This is a genomic window from Helicobacter sp. (assembly GCF_017502485.1).
Lineage (GTDB): Bacteria > Campylobacterota > Campylobacteria > Campylobacterales > Helicobacteraceae > Helicobacter_B.
On the sequence record NZ_JAFVUX010000001.1, the window covers coordinates 1 to 15,109 of the forward strand.

The 15,109-nt window shown below is 42.4% G+C and carries 27 protein-coding genes and 1 pseudogene; 23 read left to right on the forward strand and 5 right to left on the reverse strand.

The window, feature by feature from the left end:
• Positions 1–331 (forward strand): annotated as a pseudogene (locus tag IKB69_RS00005) (transglycosylase); the annotation flags it as partial.
• 131 nt (positions 332–462) lie between these two features.
• The gene (locus tag IKB69_RS00010) at positions 463–666 is read left to right on the forward strand and encodes a hypothetical protein (RefSeq protein WP_290944845.1); all 204 of its coding nucleotides are present in this window, start codon (positions 463–465) and stop codon (positions 664–666) included.
• Between the two features lie 26 nt (positions 667–692).
• On the opposite strand, the gene IKB69_RS00015 is transcribed toward IKB69_RS00010, so the two are convergent.
• On the reverse strand, positions 693–890 hold the full coding sequence (locus IKB69_RS00015) for a hypothetical protein (RefSeq protein ID WP_290944847.1): 198 nt from the start codon (positions 888–890) through the stop codon (positions 693–695).
• A gap of 34 nt (positions 891–924) precedes the next feature.
• Here IKB69_RS00015 and IKB69_RS00020 point away from each other — a divergent pair, with 34 nt between their 5' ends.
• The 9 genes from IKB69_RS00020 (at position 925) to IKB69_RS00060 (ending at position 3,842) form a co-directional block, all read left to right on the forward strand.
• The gene (locus IKB69_RS00020; RefSeq protein WP_363239983.1) at positions 925–1,521 is read left to right on the forward strand and encodes an NYN domain-containing protein; all 597 of its coding nucleotides are present in this window, start codon (positions 925–927) and stop codon (positions 1,519–1,521) included.
• A 165-nt stretch (positions 1,522–1,686) separates the two neighbouring features.
• Complete coding sequence (locus IKB69_RS00025) at positions 1,687–1,968, forward strand: type II toxin-antitoxin system RelB/DinJ family antitoxin (RefSeq protein WP_290944851.1); 282 nt, start codon at positions 1,687–1,689, stop codon at positions 1,966–1,968.
• Positions 1,949–2,218: a Txe/YoeB family addiction module toxin gene (locus IKB69_RS00030; protein WP_290944853.1), complete on the forward strand. Its 270-nt coding sequence runs from the start codon at positions 1,949–1,951 to the stop codon at positions 2,216–2,218. The genes IKB69_RS00025 and IKB69_RS00030 overlap by 20 nt, the downstream gene beginning before the upstream one ends.
• A gap of 129 nt (positions 2,219–2,347) precedes the next feature.
• Entirely contained in the window at positions 2,348–2,575 is a 228-nt protein-coding gene (locus IKB69_RS00035; RefSeq protein WP_290944855.1) for a hypothetical protein, read from the forward strand.
• Positions 2,562–2,840 carry a type II toxin-antitoxin system YafQ family toxin gene (locus IKB69_RS00040; RefSeq protein ID WP_290944857.1) on the forward strand — a complete coding sequence of 93 codons (279 nt, stop codon included), beginning with the start codon at positions 2,562–2,564 and terminating at the stop codon, positions 2,838–2,840. The genes IKB69_RS00035 and IKB69_RS00040 overlap by 14 nt, the downstream gene beginning before the upstream one ends.
• A gap of 145 nt (positions 2,841–2,985) precedes the next feature.
• On the forward strand, positions 2,986–3,210 hold the full coding sequence (locus IKB69_RS00045) for a hypothetical protein (protein ID WP_150337697.1): 225 nt from the start codon (positions 2,986–2,988) through the stop codon (positions 3,208–3,210).
• Positions 3,191–3,469 carry a type II toxin-antitoxin system RelE/ParE family toxin gene (locus IKB69_RS00050; protein ID WP_290944861.1) on the forward strand — a complete coding sequence of 93 codons (279 nt, stop codon included), beginning with the start codon at positions 3,191–3,193 and terminating at the stop codon, positions 3,467–3,469. Before IKB69_RS00045 ends, IKB69_RS00050 begins: the two co-directional genes overlap by 20 nt.
• A complete protein-coding gene (locus IKB69_RS00055; RefSeq protein ID WP_290944863.1) occupies positions 3,457–3,600 on the forward strand; it encodes a hypothetical protein in 144 nt (47 codons plus the stop codon). The genes IKB69_RS00050 and IKB69_RS00055 overlap by 13 nt, the downstream gene beginning before the upstream one ends.
• 68 nt (positions 3,601–3,668) lie before the next feature.
• On the forward strand, positions 3,669–3,842 hold the full coding sequence (locus tag IKB69_RS00060) for a hypothetical protein (protein WP_290944865.1): 174 nt from the start codon (positions 3,669–3,671) through the stop codon (positions 3,840–3,842).
• Positions 3,843–3,926: 84 nt separating this feature from the next.
• Here the strand turns inward: IKB69_RS00060 and IKB69_RS00065 are convergent, their stop codons facing one another.
• Positions 3,927–4,568 (reverse strand): hypothetical protein, encoded by a 642-nt coding sequence (locus tag IKB69_RS00065; protein ID WP_290944867.1) that lies wholly within the window; start codon positions 4,566–4,568, stop codon positions 3,927–3,929.
• Positions 4,569–4,639: 71 nt separating this feature from the next.
• Here IKB69_RS00065 and IKB69_RS00070 point away from each other — a divergent pair, with 71 nt between their 5' ends.
• The 5 genes from IKB69_RS00070 (at position 4,640) to obgE (ending at position 7,391) form a co-directional block, all read left to right on the forward strand.
• Complete coding sequence (locus IKB69_RS00070) at positions 4,640–5,038, forward strand: RidA family protein (protein WP_290945087.1); 399 nt, start codon at positions 4,640–4,642, stop codon at positions 5,036–5,038.
• A 94-nt stretch (positions 5,039–5,132) separates the two neighbouring features.
• Positions 5,133–5,444 (forward strand): 50S ribosomal protein L21, encoded by a 312-nt coding sequence (gene rplU, locus IKB69_RS00075; RefSeq protein ID WP_290944869.1) that lies wholly within the window; start codon positions 5,133–5,135, stop codon positions 5,442–5,444.
• A gap of 9 nt (positions 5,445–5,453) precedes the next feature.
• Complete coding sequence (rpmA, locus tag IKB69_RS00080; RefSeq protein ID WP_290944871.1) at positions 5,454–5,717, forward strand: 50S ribosomal protein L27; 264 nt, start codon at positions 5,454–5,456, stop codon at positions 5,715–5,717.
• A gap of 92 nt (positions 5,718–5,809) precedes the next feature.
• A complete protein-coding gene (locus IKB69_RS00085) occupies positions 5,810–6,298 on the forward strand; it encodes a DUF2059 domain-containing protein (RefSeq protein WP_290944873.1) in 489 nt (162 codons plus the stop codon).
• Positions 6,299–6,326: 28 nt separating this feature from the next.
• Entirely contained in the window at positions 6,327–7,391 is a 1,065-nt protein-coding gene (gene obgE, locus IKB69_RS00090) for a GTPase ObgE (RefSeq protein ID WP_290944875.1), read from the forward strand.
• On the opposite strand, the gene dsbI is transcribed toward obgE, so the two are convergent.
• The 3 genes from dsbI to IKB69_RS00105 are packed head-to-tail and all read right to left on the reverse strand — an operon-like array spanning position 7,377 to position 9,915.
• Positions 7,377–8,006: a protein-disulfide oxidoreductase DsbI gene (gene dsbI, locus IKB69_RS00095; RefSeq protein ID WP_290944876.1), complete on the reverse strand. Its 630-nt coding sequence runs from the start codon at positions 8,004–8,006 to the stop codon at positions 7,377–7,379. The two genes, obgE and dsbI, sit on opposite strands and share 15 nt — an antisense overlap.
• Positions 8,007–8,028: 22 nt before the next feature.
• Complete coding sequence (locus IKB69_RS00100) at positions 8,029–8,691, reverse strand: thiol:disulfide interchange protein DsbA/DsbL (protein WP_290944878.1); 663 nt, start codon at positions 8,689–8,691, stop codon at positions 8,029–8,031.
• Positions 8,692–8,748: 57 nt separating this feature from the next.
• Positions 8,749–9,915, reverse strand: coding sequence for an MFS transporter (locus tag IKB69_RS00105; RefSeq protein ID WP_290944880.1), 1,167 nt, complete (start codon positions 9,913–9,915; stop codon positions 8,749–8,751).
• 187 nt (positions 9,916–10,102) lie between these two features.
• Between IKB69_RS00105 and IKB69_RS00110 the strand changes: the two genes are divergently transcribed.
• The 7 genes from IKB69_RS00110 to IKB69_RS00140 are packed head-to-tail and all read left to right on the forward strand — an operon-like array spanning position 10,103 to position 15,088.
• On the forward strand, positions 10,103–10,978 hold the full coding sequence (locus IKB69_RS00110) for a peptidylprolyl isomerase (RefSeq protein WP_290944882.1): 876 nt from the start codon (positions 10,103–10,105) through the stop codon (positions 10,976–10,978).
• Positions 10,965–11,117 (forward strand): hypothetical protein, encoded by a 153-nt coding sequence (locus IKB69_RS00115; protein ID WP_290944883.1) that lies wholly within the window; start codon positions 10,965–10,967, stop codon positions 11,115–11,117. The genes IKB69_RS00110 and IKB69_RS00115 overlap by 14 nt, the downstream gene beginning before the upstream one ends.
• The gene (locus IKB69_RS00120) at positions 11,110–12,159 is read left to right on the forward strand and encodes a hypothetical protein (RefSeq protein ID WP_290945089.1); all 1,050 of its coding nucleotides are present in this window, start codon (positions 11,110–11,112) and stop codon (positions 12,157–12,159) included. Before IKB69_RS00115 ends, IKB69_RS00120 begins: the two co-directional genes overlap by 8 nt.
• Positions 12,160–12,174: 15 nt before the next feature.
• A complete protein-coding gene (gene rnhA, locus IKB69_RS00125) occupies positions 12,175–12,639 on the forward strand; it encodes a ribonuclease HI (RefSeq protein WP_290944884.1) in 465 nt (154 codons plus the stop codon).
• A gap of 28 nt (positions 12,640–12,667) precedes the next feature.
• Complete coding sequence (gene rnc / locus IKB69_RS00130; protein ID WP_290945091.1) at positions 12,668–13,369, forward strand: ribonuclease III; 702 nt, start codon at positions 12,668–12,670, stop codon at positions 13,367–13,369.
• Positions 13,366–14,454, forward strand: a complete 1,089-nt coding sequence (gene aroC, locus IKB69_RS00135) for a chorismate synthase (RefSeq protein ID WP_290944886.1) — start codon at positions 13,366–13,368, stop codon at positions 14,452–14,454. Before rnc ends, aroC begins: the two co-directional genes overlap by 4 nt.
• Positions 14,444–15,088 (forward strand): phosphatase PAP2 family protein, encoded by a 645-nt coding sequence (locus tag IKB69_RS00140; RefSeq protein WP_290944888.1) that lies wholly within the window; start codon positions 14,444–14,446, stop codon positions 15,086–15,088. Before aroC ends, IKB69_RS00140 begins: the two co-directional genes overlap by 11 nt.
• Positions 15,089–15,109: the final 21 nt, after the last annotated feature.

A 15,109-nucleotide genomic window follows, 5' to 3' on the forward strand; every position in this document is an offset into this window, starting at 1 on the left:
TGAAATCTATCTAAATGCCGTGCGTTTTGACAAGCAAGTATTTGGAATCATACAGGCAATGCAACATTTTTATGGTTGTGATAAACATATTAAAAACCCCTCAAAAGCACAAGCATTTTTTCTTATTGAACGTATCTCTGTAATAAGCGGAACAATGCTACCAAAAGTGATTGATACTATCGCTAGATTAGAAAATGAGAAAATTTTAGATAAGCACGATATTAGAAAAATCATTGATATATACACAAAGGCTTGCGATGATAAGAAAATTAAAGCAGAGTTCAAGAATGAAAATATTTTAGAAAAATTACGCAAAAAATACAAATGCTAAAACAATAAGATACAATGATTTTAAAAATGCTTTGATTACGATTTATACCATATTTTTAGCTTTGGTGCTTTTCTCTCTCCAAAAAACCGCACGAAAAAACTCCATAGTGCCAAACTAGAAGGGATATAAAAATGCAAGGAATTAGCTATATGATAGATTCTACAAACAAAGCCTTAAGCGATGAGATAATAAGCCTAGTAGAGCAAATCTTAGATTCCAAAGCCAAAGACCCTACCACAGACACCAAAGAGCTAGAATCTAAAATCGACAGCCTAGTCTATAAACTCTACAATCTCACAGATGATGAAATCACAACCATAGATTCCAAAACATAAAAAACTAATGCCACATTAAGCTATTGCTATGTATAATACGCAATCATTTGTGCTTGAGAGGCTGCTATGGCTATATCTTCATAGTTGGCTTCTTGGTACATATCTTTTAGGATACCGCTTGTAAAACAAAATTCCAAAAATACTTCCAAAATGTGCTGGGATACGGGCTTTTCTATCATTGATTCTATGAAAACAGCCGTGCTTGTGGATTTGTCTTTTTTCATACAAAGATACAGCACATTGAAAAAAATCAGCGAGATGTCGCCTGAAGAATTAGCAAAAATAATCAAAGACTATGTGTGGGAGTCTGTGAGAAGAAACGATGACCACCTTTACAGAGTCTATGTGTATGACTGCGAGCCTTTGGACAAAAATGTGCCAATGCCACCTATAACAAAGACTGATAAAACAAAAAATCTAGGCAAAACGCATACTTTTCAGTTTAGAAGCAAGCTTTTGGAGTGCTTAAGGCAGCAGCCATATTTTGCTTTGAGACTTGGTGAAATCGATGACAATTCTTATCAATGGAAATTTAAAGACTACAAGAAGTTTAAGCAAGTTTTGCTTAAGGAAATAGAGATAGATACATTAAGCGATGATGATTTTGTTTTAGACTTTAGACAAAAAGGTGTGGATATGAAAATAGGGCTAGACATCGCCACACTTGCCAACAAACAACAAGTAGAAAAAATTACACTAATCACAGCCGATAGTGACTTTATACCTGCCATTAAATATGCGAGAAAAGAGGGGATTATTATCCAGCTTGACCCTATGCAAACACCAAGCAGCCAAATCAAAAAGGGGCTACTAGAGCATATTGATTTACTCTCATCAGTATTTAAAACACCATAGCTTTACTTCTTTTGAGCTAAGCCACACCAGCCTTAGAATCTAAAATCGACAGCCTAGTCTATACACTCTACAACCTAAGCGATGATGAGATAGAAATCGTGGAATATTAGTAGTATATAATGAAATTATAAGTATAATCACATACTTTTATCACAAGGAGTGAGTATGACAACTTTAGTGCAAGTGCGTGTGGAAAAGGAGCTTAAAGACAAGGCGGATAAGCTTTTTAACGAGCTAGGGCTAGATACCACAACAGCAATTCGCATATTTCTAAAAAGTGCGATTAACAATCAAGGCTTGCCTTTTAAAGTGCAGACAAAAACCCAAAAAGAAGCACAAGCCTTTTACAGCCCTGAAAATATCGCTATGCTAAAAAAAAGCTACGCAGAGATTAAACAGGGCAAAGCTGTGGAAAAAGAGCTAATCAATGAAAAAGATGTTCTCTAGCACTGCGTGGGAGCAGTATGTAGCGTGGCAGAGTGATAAAAAGATTTTACACAAGATTAACACATTGATTAAGGATATAGAGCGCAACGGAGCAATGCAGGGCATAGGTAAGCCAGAAGCACTTAAAGGCGATTTAAGTGGGCTTTACTCTAGGCGCATAAATTTGGAGCATAGATTGGTCTATACACTTGAAGATGATGTGCTGTATATAATCGCGTGTAAAACGCATTATAAAGATATAAAGAGCTAGAATCTAAAATCGACAGCCTAGTCTATAAACTCTGCAATCTCACAGATGATTAAATCACAACCATAGATTCCAAAACATAGAAAACTAATGCTAGAATCTAAAGCAACACAAAATGACAAGGAAGAGCCAATGACAATCACTATAGAAAACGCCAGCAAAGAGCTTTACACCGCGATAAAAAGTCTAGCAAAGATTGATAATGCAAAATGCAAGGTGCAAAAGCCAAAACTTACAAAGTTTGAAAAAGAGATTCTAAAGGCAAAAGCAGAGCTTGAAAAAGAGAGAGCAGCAGGCACACTAAAGACTTATGCCAATGTGGCTGAGTTTAGGGAGGCGATCGATAATGGCGAGCTATAGTGTCAATTTCACAAAAAGCTTTATCAAAGACTACAAAAAGCTGCAAACAAAAGACAAAGATTTGACTGACGCGCTTATAGATAAGCTAGCCACAGGTGCGACACTAGAGCCAAAACACAAAGACCACGCATTAAGTGGAAACTTGCAGGGCTTTAGAGAGTGTCATATTAAGCCAGATTTATTGCTAATTTATGAGCTATGTGATGATATTTTGCAGCTTAACGCCTTGCGTGTGGGAAGCCATAGCAAATTATTTAAAAAGTAGTAAGCTGTAAAAGCTAGAATCTCAAATCGACTCTTTAGTCTATACACTCTATAACCTAAGCGATGATGAAATCGCAACCATAGATTCCAAAACATAGAAAACTAATGCTAGAATCTAAGCAACACAAAATGACAAGGAAGAGCCAATGACACTAATGCTAAAAAATGTCGATGAAAAGACCTTGCAGAGCATAGAGCAGCTACGCTCTGTCAATAATAAGCTAGAAATCATCAAAGATGAGAGCTATATCACACAGGCGCAAAAAGACTATGAAGCATATAAGGCAGGGGAGTTAGCCTTTGTCGATAGTGTGGAGCTAGAAAACGAGCTAGAAGCAAGCATAGCCAAGTATGAAACGCCTTCGCTTTAGCCAACGCTTTGTCGCCGAGCTTAAGAAAATCACCGAGCATATCGCTAAGGATAAGCCACAAAGTGCTAGGGCGTTTAAAGATGCTCTGCTATTTAAGATTAGGGCTATACCTGCTATGCCATACTCCTACCGCCAAAACCCTATCGCCGATGATGAGTGTGTGCGTGAGCTGATATTTAAGGGCTTTGTGGTGGTGTTTGTCATTAGCGATAGCATCGATGTGCTAGGAATCTATAAGCAAAATCTATGGGAGATGTGAGCTGCCATATCAGCCCAAAACCAACCCTAGAATCCACAATCGACAGCTTAGTCTATACACTCTATAACCTAAGCGATGATGAGACAGAGTTTATCATCAACTACGACCTACAATTCCGCACCGATGATTAGAGCAGATGCTACTATGGATTGCCACGACTTGCCTTGCAAGTCTCGCAATGACAGAATGTTAGATTCTAGTGTGCTTACTCGCAATGACAATGCCCTTTTTCCGTCATTGCGAAGCCGAAGCAATCCAACCCCAATCGTCATTGCGAGCCGATGAAGTCGGCGCGGCAATCCATAAGCAAAAAGAGCTAGAATCTAAAATCGACAGCCTAGTCTATAAACTCTGCAATCTCACAGATGATTAAATCACAACCATAGATTCCAAAACATAGAAAACTAATGCTAGAATCTAAAGCCACACACTGCGCGCCTAGCTAGGACTCTAGAGACTATCTCTCAAGCTCTATAACTTCTTCTGTGCTAATGTCGTGGATAATATACTTCTTATTCCATTGGCGATTTTTATAGGTGGGATTTATGCGCATAGATTCTATGCCGACCTCTTGCGTGATACCAGAAGATACCTTAGGTGCTGGCTTTGCAGGGCTTTTAATATCCTTTGGTGCATTAGAGACTTGACGCTCATATATAGTCTGTATGGCTTGCTCATCTGTACCTCTTGCTGTTTGCGGCGTGATTTTTGGCTTTGAGGTGGCTTGATTAAATTCTAGGGGTTTTGGCGAAGTAGGTGGGTTTGCTCGGCTTGGCTCTTGCGTGCCCACAGGCTTTGTCTGCTCCGTGAGCTTTGGGCTAGGCTGGCTAAATGGCTGCTCTATGGTGGGCTGTCCAATCGCTCTAGGCTCTTTAAAAAGTACGCGCTTAATGATGTTGCCGTTGCGCACGATCATAAAGCCTAGAATCTTGCCCCGCTTATAGTCAATGATCTCTACTCTATCTTCTAAAGACGCAGCACTGGATTCTACCCCTACCCCATCATTTAAACCCGAAGCAGAATCTCGCCTCTCTTGATCCTGCGCACCAAACGCGCAAACTACCCAAAAGCAAGCTACTAGTTTCACTCTATAGCCCATTTGTATCCTTTAATAATTTGTTAAGCGATTATATACTAAAACTTACACACTCTACACATTAAGGATCAATGATGAAGCCCTACCCTATCTACACACCAAACTCCCCACAAGCCATAGGTCCCTACTCACAGGCTATGGGATTTGGGGATTTGATATTCACTTCTGGATCTATTGCCCTGCAAGCTAATGGCGAGTTTGTCCAAGGCGGGATAAAAGAGCAAAGCGAGCAAGTAATGCAAAACCTACAAGCAGTACTTGAAGCTAGCGGCTCTGGGCTTGAATATGTGCTAAAGACTACTTGTTTTTTGGCTGATATGGGGGATTTTGCTGTGTTTAATGAAGTCTATGCCAAGGCGTTTGGTACGCATAAGCCTGCGCGTAGCACGATCGCTGTCAAATCTCTACCAAAAGATGCGCTAGTAGAAGTAGAAGTGATCGCCCTTAAAAGCACAAGCCACACCTTGCACTAATTAAGCAAAATGCAAACATTTTACAGCTATAATCGCGCCCTTGCAGCTTACGCGCTTGATTTAGGAAGCTAGCACATTACACAAAGGAAACACAATGTATGCGATTTTTAAGAATGGAGGCAAGCAATACAAGGTAGAGCAAGGAAGCATTATCCTGCTTGATAAACTAAGCCTTGAGCCAAAGTCAAAAATCAGCTTTGAAGAAATCCTAGCCCTGCACGATGGCAAATCTATCGTAGTGGGTACGCCATTTGTCAAAGGGGCGAAGGTGGAAGCTGAAGTGATCAACGAAGGTCGCGGAAAAAAGGTCATAACCTTTAAAAAACGCAGGAGAAAAGATAGTAAAACTAAGCGTGGATTTCGCCGAGATTTCACACGCGTGAGAATCACAGGCATTACAAAATAAGGAGTAACAATGGCACACAAGAAAGGTCAAGGAAGCACCCAAAACAACAGAGATTCTGCGGGGAGAAGATTAGGCGTCAAGAAGTTTGGCTCGCAGTTTGTCCGCGCTGGCAATATCATTATCCGCCAAAGGGGGACCAAAGTCCATCCCGGAGATAATGTAGGGATTGGAAAAGACCACACCATTTACGCACTTATCGATGGGGTCGTGCAATTCTCACAGAAAACCAAAGAGCGCAAGAAAGTTTCTGTTATCCCAGCTACTAGCGCTTAGAATCTAGCGGTAGCTCTCTCCACATTTGCTCGCGCGTATAGATTCTGCGCGAGTCTATCATCCGCACGATCCACAAAATCCAAGGAGTATTTATGATGCCAACGCTATCCCTTATTACTCGCTTTGTATGCACGCTTTTTCTTATATCTATGCCACTATGTGCTGAGCAAGTAACCCCCAGTGCATCGTATCAAGAAACCCTTAAGCAATTCCTAGAAATCTCTCGAACTAACGCTATACTAAAAGAAATAAACGGTGATGAGCTCATCAAGCAAATTACAAAAGAGCAAGATATGACTGAAACCCAAGTAAATAAAATTACTCACATTGTGCATAATGCTTTCTCCAGCATAATAAAAGACTTAGAAAGCCAAATGCCACTACTTTATAGTAAGTATTACACAGAGCAAGACTTACAAGATCTAATCGCGTTCTATCAAACCCCAGCTGGCAAAAAGCTAGCCACTAATGCAGTGGCGATTTTCAACGACTCTCAAAAACTAGCCCAAACTATAATGAGTCAATATCTCCCCAAGATGGAATCCCAAATCCGACAAATCCTAACAGAGTCCAAAAAATAGCCACTTATAAAGTAGCTAAAGGTAACTGATGTTTATTGATAGTGCAGATATTATTGTCTCTTCTGGAAATGGGGGTGCCGGTGCTGTGAGCTTTAGGAGAGAAAAGTTTGTCATACAGGGTGGACCTGATGGAGGTGATGGTGGCAAGGGAGGTGATGTTGTCTTATGTGTCGATAATAATGCCGATACGCTCTCAAACTTCCGTGGCAAAAAGCATCACAAAGCCCAGCACGGTGCACCCGGTGGCGCGCGCCGTTGCACAGGGAAAAATGGGACAAACCTCATCATAAAGCTTCCGCTAGGCACGCAAATTTTCAACTATGAGAGTGGAGAGCTACTTGCAGACTTAGATACTCCTAGCAAAGAAGTGCTACTACTTAAAGGTGGCAAAGGCGGGCTAGGCAACGCTCGCTTTAAAAATGCGAGCAATCAAGCTCCAACCTACGCACAAAAAGGCTTGCCCGGTGTTTTACTACACTTGCGCCTAGAGCTAAAGCTCATCGCTGATGTAGGGCTTGTGGGATATCCAAATGCTGGGAAATCTAGCCTTATCTCAACACTCTCTAACGCTAAACCAGAAGTAGCAAACTATGAATTTACAACCCTTACCCCGCATTTAGGCGTGGTAGAAGTCGATGAACTGCGATCCTTTGTGATGGCAGATATTCCGGGGATTATTGATGGGGCGAGTCTAGGAAAGGGGCTTGGGCTGGAGTTTTTGAAGCATATTGAGCGCACCAAGTTTCTACTCTTTGTGCTAGATGGGCTAAAAGACCCAAGCACGCAGTATAACCACTTGGCAAAAGAGCTTGCAAGCTTTAGTGCAGATCTTAGCACGCGTCCATTTGGGATTATTATTAGCAAAGTTGATGTCGCACAAGATCTTCTTAGTAAATTTGCTACTTTGCTAGCAACATTTGCGCAACCAATCCCGCAGGATTTGGATATATCTAAGCCCATACTCCTAGAATCTAGCAGGGAGAATTGCCCACACTTGCCTCACTTCATCTTGGGCATCTCTTCTGTGGCGCATACCAACACCGATACACTTAGATTTTCACTCCAAATGGCACTAGAATCAGCGACCCCATAGCCTAATCCAACCGCACACCGCTATAATCACCATATACACGCTAAATACAAGTAAGCAGCACTGCGCCATAGTGCCAATCTCCCATCTAGGCAGGAGATACCAGCCATTTGCATAAAACTCGACAAATGCTTTTTGCGCGCCACTAAGCACCACATCGCTTGGAATTATAGGTGCATCAAGCCCACAATCCCCACTTGGAGCAAACCACTCCGGTAGCCAGCGATCTAAGGGTAGCCCAAAGTCAAAGCGCGCATCCATTGAGCACCCACGCACGCCAAACACCACCACATCGCTATGGATAGCGGTGTGGATTCTATGAAGCTGCAAAGCAGACATTATCCCCCTAGCACCTGCATAGAGCATACACGCACCACCTACACTAAAAGCTAGCACACCCCTAGGTGCTAGCGCGACAATGAGCGCGCCAGATGCTTGCACTATAAAGGCATACCGGATATACACACACTGCTCACAAGGGCGCATATAGCCATACACTTGTAGCACACAGTGTGAGAACACTACAAGCCCTAGACTTACCCCAGCTAGTAGAACCCACCACGCGCGCTTGCCTTGCCATTTCTGCAAGCACAATACAATCCTATATACCAACTTCACACCAAATCCCAGCAGGTGGATTCTAGCGCGCTAAAAGCTCTGTGATTTTCTCACCTAAATCATCAAGGGATTTTAGCTCGCTTATTTTGATGAGATATTTGCCATTAACCACAAACGCCGGCACACCTTGGATAATGGCAATATCATAACTAGCCTCCCAAGCTTTAAGAAGCTTTTTCACCTCTGGATCTTCAAGTGCTTGTAGATAATCACTCTCACTAATGCCCGCTGCTTTAAGCCCAGTTTCTAAGAAGCCTTGCGGATCTTTGCCATCTCTCCAACGATTTTTATTGATGTGGTATTCCTCAAAATACGCATTCTCCGCCTTATAAAATGACGAATTTTTATCACTAGCCCCAATCCCAGCTCGCTTATCTTTAACAAGCAGCACAGCAAAGAGCTTGTTAGCCACTTTACCATAATCGCCCTTTTGTTCTAAATGATAGGGTCTAAACTCTACTCCATCTGGAAGTTTCTCAATGATTTGTGGCAGGATTTTTGAGTATTTAAAGCAAAACGGGCACGCATAGCTATATACTTCAATCACAGAATTTTCCGCATTTGGGACAGGAGTTTTGAGCACGAAATAATCTATCCCCTCTCTAATCTCTACCCCCAAAAGCTTCATACCAGCTAAACACAAAAAAAGCGCACCCAATAACCTAGATCCTAGCCAACTCTTCATACAATCTCCTTAGTGTAAATGCCATATTGTAGCTAAATCCACCAAACCCTTACGCTTTTATAAACTCCGCGGTATAAACAGCACGATCACAAGGGCTGGTACAGCAAATAGTGCTGCAAAAATCGCGTTAAATTCTATCCCCAAATGCGCGAAAATTGCCCCTCCAAGTGCGCTAGCACAAGCAATCCCTACATTAAACGACCCTTCATTAACGCTAATTGCGCTATCCTCAAAGCCCTTGGCATACTTATGCGATGAGAGAATGGCAAGCGACTTTAGCGGGGCGATTGAAGCAAAGCTCACCATACCCATAACGCACAAATTGATGAGCGCAAGCATTTGTGAATACGCACTTACACTCATCAATGCATAAGTAATTATCTGCGCACTAAGCATTAGGCGAAGTGAGATGATAGAGCCTTTGGCATCAGTGATTTTCCCACCCACAAGATTCCCTACAACTGCACTGCCACCATAAAGCAGTAAAATCGAAGCAATGGACTGCTTGTCAAAAGCAGAGAGCACAAGCAAAAACTCCGCAATGTAAGTATAAAGCACAAAGCTCGCTCCACAGGTGCAAGCAGTTACCACATACGCGCGCAAAAGCTTAGGCACACAAAGTGCTAGAAAAAGATTACGGATAAATGTCCTTTGCCCTTCAATGTGAGGCATAATAAGCCACACGCTAATAATCGCAACCCCTGTAAGCACCACGATAAGCCAAAAAATCGCCTTAAAGCCAAAGAGCTGCCCCACAAATGTCCCTAAAGGTATGCCTGTAACAAGTGCAATCGTAAGCCCAGATACCATTAGTGCTAGGGCAGTGTTTTGCTTCCCTGCTTTAGCGATCTTTATCGCAGCAATAGTGGCAATGACAAATAACACCCCGTGCATACAGCCAGCCACAAAGCGTGCGCACAAAGTCAAGTAAAAATTATCACTTATAGCGACAATGAGATTTGCCAGCAAGAAAATAAGAAGATTTAGCATAAGCTGGTATTTGCGATCAAGCCTACTTATGGGGATTGTCAAAATCGGTGCGCCAATCACCACGCCAATAGCATAAATTGTAACAAGCCATCCAGCTACAGGCTGTGAGACCATAAAGTGCTGTGCAAGATCGGGCAAAATCCCCGCAACAATAAACTCTGTAACTCCCATACAAAATGCGCTTAATGCAAGCGCGAAAATGCCTTTTGATGATGACTTTTGCTTGTGCGTCATTGATAGATTCTCTTTCTGCTTGGGTAATTCTAAGTGTAATAACTATGCAAACTTAGCGGAGCAACATTGTAGAGATTTTTGACTTAAGGTATTGTTATCCTGCGTACTGCCGAAGATAGCACAAAGCTACGCAAACACTAAAAATAATGCTAGAATCCATAAATCAAAAACCGTCGCAAGGATTACAATGCCTTCTCTCTACTCTAGGATTCTGCTTACTGCAAGCCTTATGCTATATGGTAGCTCTAGCTGCATATACGCCAAAGACTCACCACCAAGTGCGCAAAATATCGTAGGTGGGATTGCTATTAAGGTCAATAACGACCCTATCACGCTCTATGAGATACAAAGCCTTAGTGCCAAGCAACATATCTCTAAAACCCAAGCGCAAGAAATCCTAATCGCAAACCGCCTAAAAGATCAAGAGATCAAAAGACTCAATATTGTTGCAGACGATATGCGGCTTGAGCAAGAAATGGAATCTATAGCCGCACAAAACAACCTTAGCTACCAGCAGTTTATCCAAGCACTCTACCAGCAAGGACTAACCCCAGAATCCTACAAAGCAAAGCTCAAAGACCAAATCCAAACACGCGAGCTTATGCGCAATATCCTGCTCGCAGCCGACACCACTAGCGAGGAAACAATGCGCAAATACTATAACACCCACAAAAATGAGTTTATCACTGCAGACCAAGTGCAAACAATCCGCTATAGCTCCAAAGACCCAAAGCTCCTTGAGCGCGCCATTGCCAACACGACTTTGACGCTAAATGGCGTAGAAAAAACACCAGAAAAACTTAAACTAAATATGCTAAACCCCCAAATCGCACAAATGTTTGCCCAGTTACAAAGTGGCGAGTTTAGCCCCATTCTTGATGCGGGCAATGGTAGCTATGTTGCATTTTTGGTGCAGGATAAAAGCGGGGAAAATGCCATGAGCTTTGAAGAAGCAAGGGGCATCATCGCTCAAAAACTCGCACAAGATCACCAAGAGCAAATCCTTAGTGAGTATTTTGAAAAAATCAAGCAAAAAGCCCATATCGAATATGTACGCCAATAACCTAGCCACAAAATGGCATAGCATAGCCTACCACTCTAGAATCAAACCTAGCAGAATCTACCTTACTAAAATATCACGCCTAGAATCCACCGAGCTAGATTCTAGCTCTATAGCAAGATGCGGTGCAAAATATGCTTGATTATCTAGCTACTATGTATAGAGACCCGCTCTTTGGGATTGCGATTTTAGTCGGCATTATTGTGATTTTGGTGTTTGCAGATTATGGGCGCAATCGCTACCGTGCTAAAAAGCGTCAAATCTCCCTAGAAAACTTCACCAAATCCTACGATGGTAGTGCATTAAGTGATGAGCTAGTGGAGTTTCTCCACCTAGCTAAAAAGCCTATCCCGCCCTTGCTACTGCTTGCTAAAACCTACGCTCGTGCTGGGGATAGTGCGATGGCGATAAAAGTCTATCTCAGCCTACTTGACACTACGCGCGACCCACAGGAAAAAATCATTATCCTAGAATCCTTAGGCATTACATATTTTGAAGCAGGATTCTTACAAAGAGCCAAAAATATTTTCCTAGAAATCCTAAAAACCTACCCTAGAAACACGCAGATTCTAAGCTATCTAATGCGTACGCACGAGAGTATGGGGGAATACCAAGCTGCGCTTGATACACTTGAGTGCATCGATGAGCTAAATGCCCAAGAAGAGCAAGAATTAGGGCAAATCAAGCAGTATCTACACTTTATGATTCTCTCCCAAAACTCCTTGCTGCCATTAGAAAAAAAACATAAAGAAATTATCAATCTTATGCGATATAGTGGGCAAATCAACCGCTTGGTGCTAGATTATCTCTTCACCTATTCTAGGGAGAAGTTTTGGGAGGAGCTTGTGCGCTTCCCTACCATCACATTTTGCTTAGATATTTTGTGGCGATGTGCCAAAGACGAAGTACCATTTGACAAGCTACAATCACGCCCAGATATTTTGCAAGTCTTTATCGCTAAAGGCTTTTATCTAGGGCTAGAATCTAGCCTAGCACAAAGCCAAATATTTGAACTAGAAGTGCTACGCGTGCTTTTAGAACACTCTGCACAAAGGGGAGAGCTTAGCTTTGAGTATCGATGTCATCACTGCAAAAATCTCTTCCCATTTGACTCCTACCGTTGCCCAATATGCACGAAAATGGGAGAAATGGATTTAGTCTATAAAATCATCAAATACAAGTAAAGAGAGGTAGACTCTATGAAAGAGCTCACAATCTATACAGATGGGTCATCACTTGGAAATCCGGGAGCAGGTGGCTACTGTGCTATCTTGCTCTATAAAGGTGTGAAAAAAATCGTCCAAGGTGGCGAGCCAGATACGACTAATAATCGTATGGAGCTTATGGCAGTGCTACAAGCCTTAAAGGTGCTAAAAGAGCCTTGCCACATCAAACTCTACACAGATTCTCAATATGTCACACAAGGGATCAATGAGTGGCTATCTGGCTGGATACGCAAGAACTTTCGAGAAGTCAAAAACCCAGATTTATGGAGACAATATATCACTTTAAAAGAGCAACACATTATCCAAGCGCAGTGGATCAAAGGACACAACGGCGATATACTCAATGAAGAATGTGATAGAATTGCGCGCTCTGTCGCACAGCAAATCCAGAATCTAGCACAGCATATTGAAGCACCAAAAACCTTGCTTGATCTGTGAAAGTAGATTCTACTTAGAAAGGGTGATGATGGATTCTCTTAAACGCTTGCAGCAACTCTTAGGATATAGCTTTAAAGATGAGTCTTTACTACTTGAAGCACTCACACACAGAAGCTACACAAAATCCAGCAACAACGAGCGTTTAGAGTTTTTAGGTGATGCGGTTTTAGACTTGCTTGTAGGAGAATATCTCTTTGATAGATTCCCCAACTACAACGAAGGCAAACTCTCTAAAATGCGCTCAAGCCTTGTCAATGAAAAGAGCTTCGCCATTTTCGCACGCGATTATGACATAGGCTCTTTACTGCGCCTCTCAAGTAGCGAAGAGCAAAACCAAGGTAGAGATAAAGACTCTTTACTCTCTAATGCATTTGAAGCGATTATTGGCGCGATTTATAAAGAAGCAGGGGTTGATTGTGCGCGTGAGATTGTCTATCATATCCTTACTAAACACTACCCAAATATGCAGATCCAAGATTTAGCCCTTGACTACAAAACAACTTTGCAAGAAATCACACAAGAACGCTTTGGCGTGCTACCTACATATAAGCTTCTCACACAAGAAGGACCCGACCATAAAAAGCGTTTTACAATGCAGATTCTCATCGATAATATTGAATATGGCACAGCCTCTGGCACTTCGAAAAAACTAGCCGAGCAAGCTTGCGCAAAAATCGCGTATGAGAAGCTTACAAAGCTCACTTCTGCTAAACAAGGAGCAAAGCTATGAATACCTTTGGACAAGCGCTTCGCGTAAGCACTTTTGGCGAATCTCACGGCTTAGGTGTAGGCTGTGTGATTGATGGTTTCCCAGCGGGCGTAGTGATTGATGAAGATCTTCTAGTAGCACAAATGCAAAGGCGCAAAGGTGGGCAAACTCCTTATGCCACACCGCGCAAAGAAGATGATAAAGTCGAGATTTTAAGTGGTGTATTTCAAGGTAAAAGCACAGGCGCGCCAATCACACTTTTTATCCCAAACACCAATACAAAGTCCAAAGATTATGAAACCATTAGAGATGTATTCCGCCCGGGACACGCGGACTTTACCTACCAAGCAAAATATGAGACACGAGATTACCGAGGAGGAGGGAGAAGCTCTGCTAGAGAGAGTGCTGCGCGCGTAGCTAGTGGGGCGTTTGCCAAAATGCTTTTGCAAGAGATTGGTATTACTTGTGAGAGTGGAATTCTACATATAGGGACGCATAAAGGCAAGGATATTGACTTTGCCTTTGCTAAGACGAGTGAGATTTTTGCCCTAGATAAGAGTATGGAAGCAACCCAAAAACAAGCAATCTTAGAAGCACGAAAAGATGGCGATAGCATAGGTGGTTGCGCACTTGTGCGAGCCTTTAGTCCAAATGGTGCGCTCAAAGGTCTAGGACAACCACTTTACTATAAACTTAGCGGAGCAATTGGCGCGATGATGATGGGGTTAAATGGTGTCAAAGCTCTAGAAATTGGCGATGGGATAGAATCTAGCACAAGGCTAGGTAGTCAAAATAACGACAATATGGATTCTAGTGGTTTTGCTAGCAATCATTGTGGTGGGGTTTTAGGGGGTATTGGCACAGGCGAAGAAATCCGCATAAAAGTCTATTTCAAGCCAACGCCTAGCATCTTTCTCCCCCAGCAAACAATCAACTCTCACAATGAGCCACAGATTCTAGCGTTAAAAGGCAGACACGATCCGTGTATCGCTGTGCGCGGAAGTGTAGTATGCGAGAGTATGCTAGCGCTTATTCTTGCAGATATGGCACTGCTACACACGCACACACGCCTAGAATCTATCAAGGATTTTTATAATGCGCACTAGAATCTACCTTATGCGCCTATGCCAGCGCGCGCTACTTGTATGCGCTCTCTCTAGCCTTTGTATGCCAAGCTTACATGCAAAGCCGGGTGATTGGTTTGAGACTTGGGGCGATGTTTTTCAATTTCTCCCGGTGATGGCAGGAGCTTATGCCTTAGCGCGCCAAGACTACCATGGAGTAGCTCAGCTAGCACTTGGCACAGGTGCGACACTTGCTATTACTTTTGCAAGCAAATACACTTTTGTCGGTATTTCTCAAGCAAATGAGCAGCTAGCTGGGATTAGCCAGCGTCCTAATAATAGCGACTTTGATGGCTTCCCAAGTGGGCATACCTCATCAGCCTTTAGCGCAGCAGGCTTTATGCAAAAGCGTTATGGCTGGAAATTTGGGCTACCTACTACAATCCTTGCCACTTCTGTTGGTATCTCGCGCATAACAAGTCAAAGACACACGATTTTGCAGGTGCTAGCTGGCGCATTACTGGGTTATGGAGTAAGCTATCTATGTGCTAAAAGACTACAATATATCACACTTGATATAGATATAGGCACAGCAGCTATCCTAACTCCACATAGCATTGCACTGGGTGCTATGTACGAAAATACCTACAAAGCAAATGTGTCTTATAGGTTTTAACAAAGCTAAATACAACTAAAG

Coding starts and splice junctions, on each gene's coding strand:
- IKB69_RS00110 (WP_290944882.1), top strand. CDS start 10,103: ATGCCTTCTCTCTACTCTAGGATTCTGCTTACTGCAAGCCTTATGCTA.
- IKB69_RS00105 (WP_290944880.1), bottom strand. CDS start 9,915: ATGACGCACAAGCAAAAGTCATCATCAAAAGGCATTTTCGCGCTTGCA.
- rplU (WP_290944869.1), top strand. CDS start 5,133: ATGTATGCGATTTTTAAGAATGGAGGCAAGCAATACAAGGTAGAGCAA.
- rnhA (WP_290944884.1), top strand. CDS start 12,175: ATGAAAGAGCTCACAATCTATACAGATGGGTCATCACTTGGAAATCCG.
- IKB69_RS00010 (WP_290944845.1), top strand. CDS start 463: ATGCAAGGAATTAGCTATATGATAGATTCTACAAACAAAGCCTTAAGC.
- IKB69_RS00025 (WP_290944851.1), top strand. CDS start 1,687: ATGACAACTTTAGTGCAAGTGCGTGTGGAAAAGGAGCTTAAAGACAAG.
- IKB69_RS00100 (WP_290944878.1), bottom strand. CDS start 8,691: ATGAAGAGTTGGCTAGGATCTAGGTTATTGGGTGCGCTTTTTTTGTGT.
- IKB69_RS00015 (WP_290944847.1), bottom strand. CDS start 890: ATGAAAAAAGACAAATCCACAAGCACGGCTGTTTTCATAGAATCAATG.
- IKB69_RS00120 (WP_290945089.1), top strand. CDS start 11,110: ATGCTTGATTATCTAGCTACTATGTATAGAGACCCGCTCTTTGGGATT.
- rnc (WP_290945091.1), top strand. CDS start 12,668: ATGGATTCTCTTAAACGCTTGCAGCAACTCTTAGGATATAGCTTTAAA.
- obgE (WP_290944875.1), top strand. CDS start 6,327: ATGTTTATTGATAGTGCAGATATTATTGTCTCTTCTGGAAATGGGGGT.
- IKB69_RS00020 (WP_363239983.1), top strand. CDS start 925: ATGTCGCCTGAAGAATTAGCAAAAATAATCAAAGACTATGTGTGGGAG.
- IKB69_RS00065 (WP_290944867.1), bottom strand. CDS start 4,568: ATGGGCTATAGAGTGAAACTAGTAGCTTGCTTTTGGGTAGTTTGCGCG.
- IKB69_RS00055 (WP_290944863.1), top strand. CDS start 3,457: ATGGGAGATGTGAGCTGCCATATCAGCCCAAAACCAACCCTAGAATCC.
- IKB69_RS00115 (WP_290944883.1), top strand. CDS start 10,965: ATGTACGCCAATAACCTAGCCACAAAATGGCATAGCATAGCCTACCAC.
- IKB69_RS00045 (WP_150337697.1), top strand. CDS start 2,986: ATGACACTAATGCTAAAAAATGTCGATGAAAAGACCTTGCAGAGCATA.
- IKB69_RS00140 (WP_290944888.1), top strand. CDS start 14,444: ATGCGCACTAGAATCTACCTTATGCGCCTATGCCAGCGCGCGCTACTT.
- IKB69_RS00085 (WP_290944873.1), top strand. CDS start 5,810: ATGATGCCAACGCTATCCCTTATTACTCGCTTTGTATGCACGCTTTTT.
- IKB69_RS00070 (WP_290945087.1), top strand. CDS start 4,640: ATGAAGCCCTACCCTATCTACACACCAAACTCCCCACAAGCCATAGGT.
- IKB69_RS00030 (WP_290944853.1), top strand. CDS start 1,949: ATGAAAAAGATGTTCTCTAGCACTGCGTGGGAGCAGTATGTAGCGTGG.
- rpmA (WP_290944871.1), top strand. CDS start 5,454: ATGGCACACAAGAAAGGTCAAGGAAGCACCCAAAACAACAGAGATTCT.
- aroC (WP_290944886.1), top strand. CDS start 13,366: ATGAATACCTTTGGACAAGCGCTTCGCGTAAGCACTTTTGGCGAATCT.
- IKB69_RS00035 (WP_290944855.1), top strand. CDS start 2,348: ATGACAATCACTATAGAAAACGCCAGCAAAGAGCTTTACACCGCGATA.
- IKB69_RS00050 (WP_290944861.1), top strand. CDS start 3,191: ATGAAACGCCTTCGCTTTAGCCAACGCTTTGTCGCCGAGCTTAAGAAA.
- IKB69_RS00040 (WP_290944857.1), top strand. CDS start 2,562: ATGGCGAGCTATAGTGTCAATTTCACAAAAAGCTTTATCAAAGACTAC.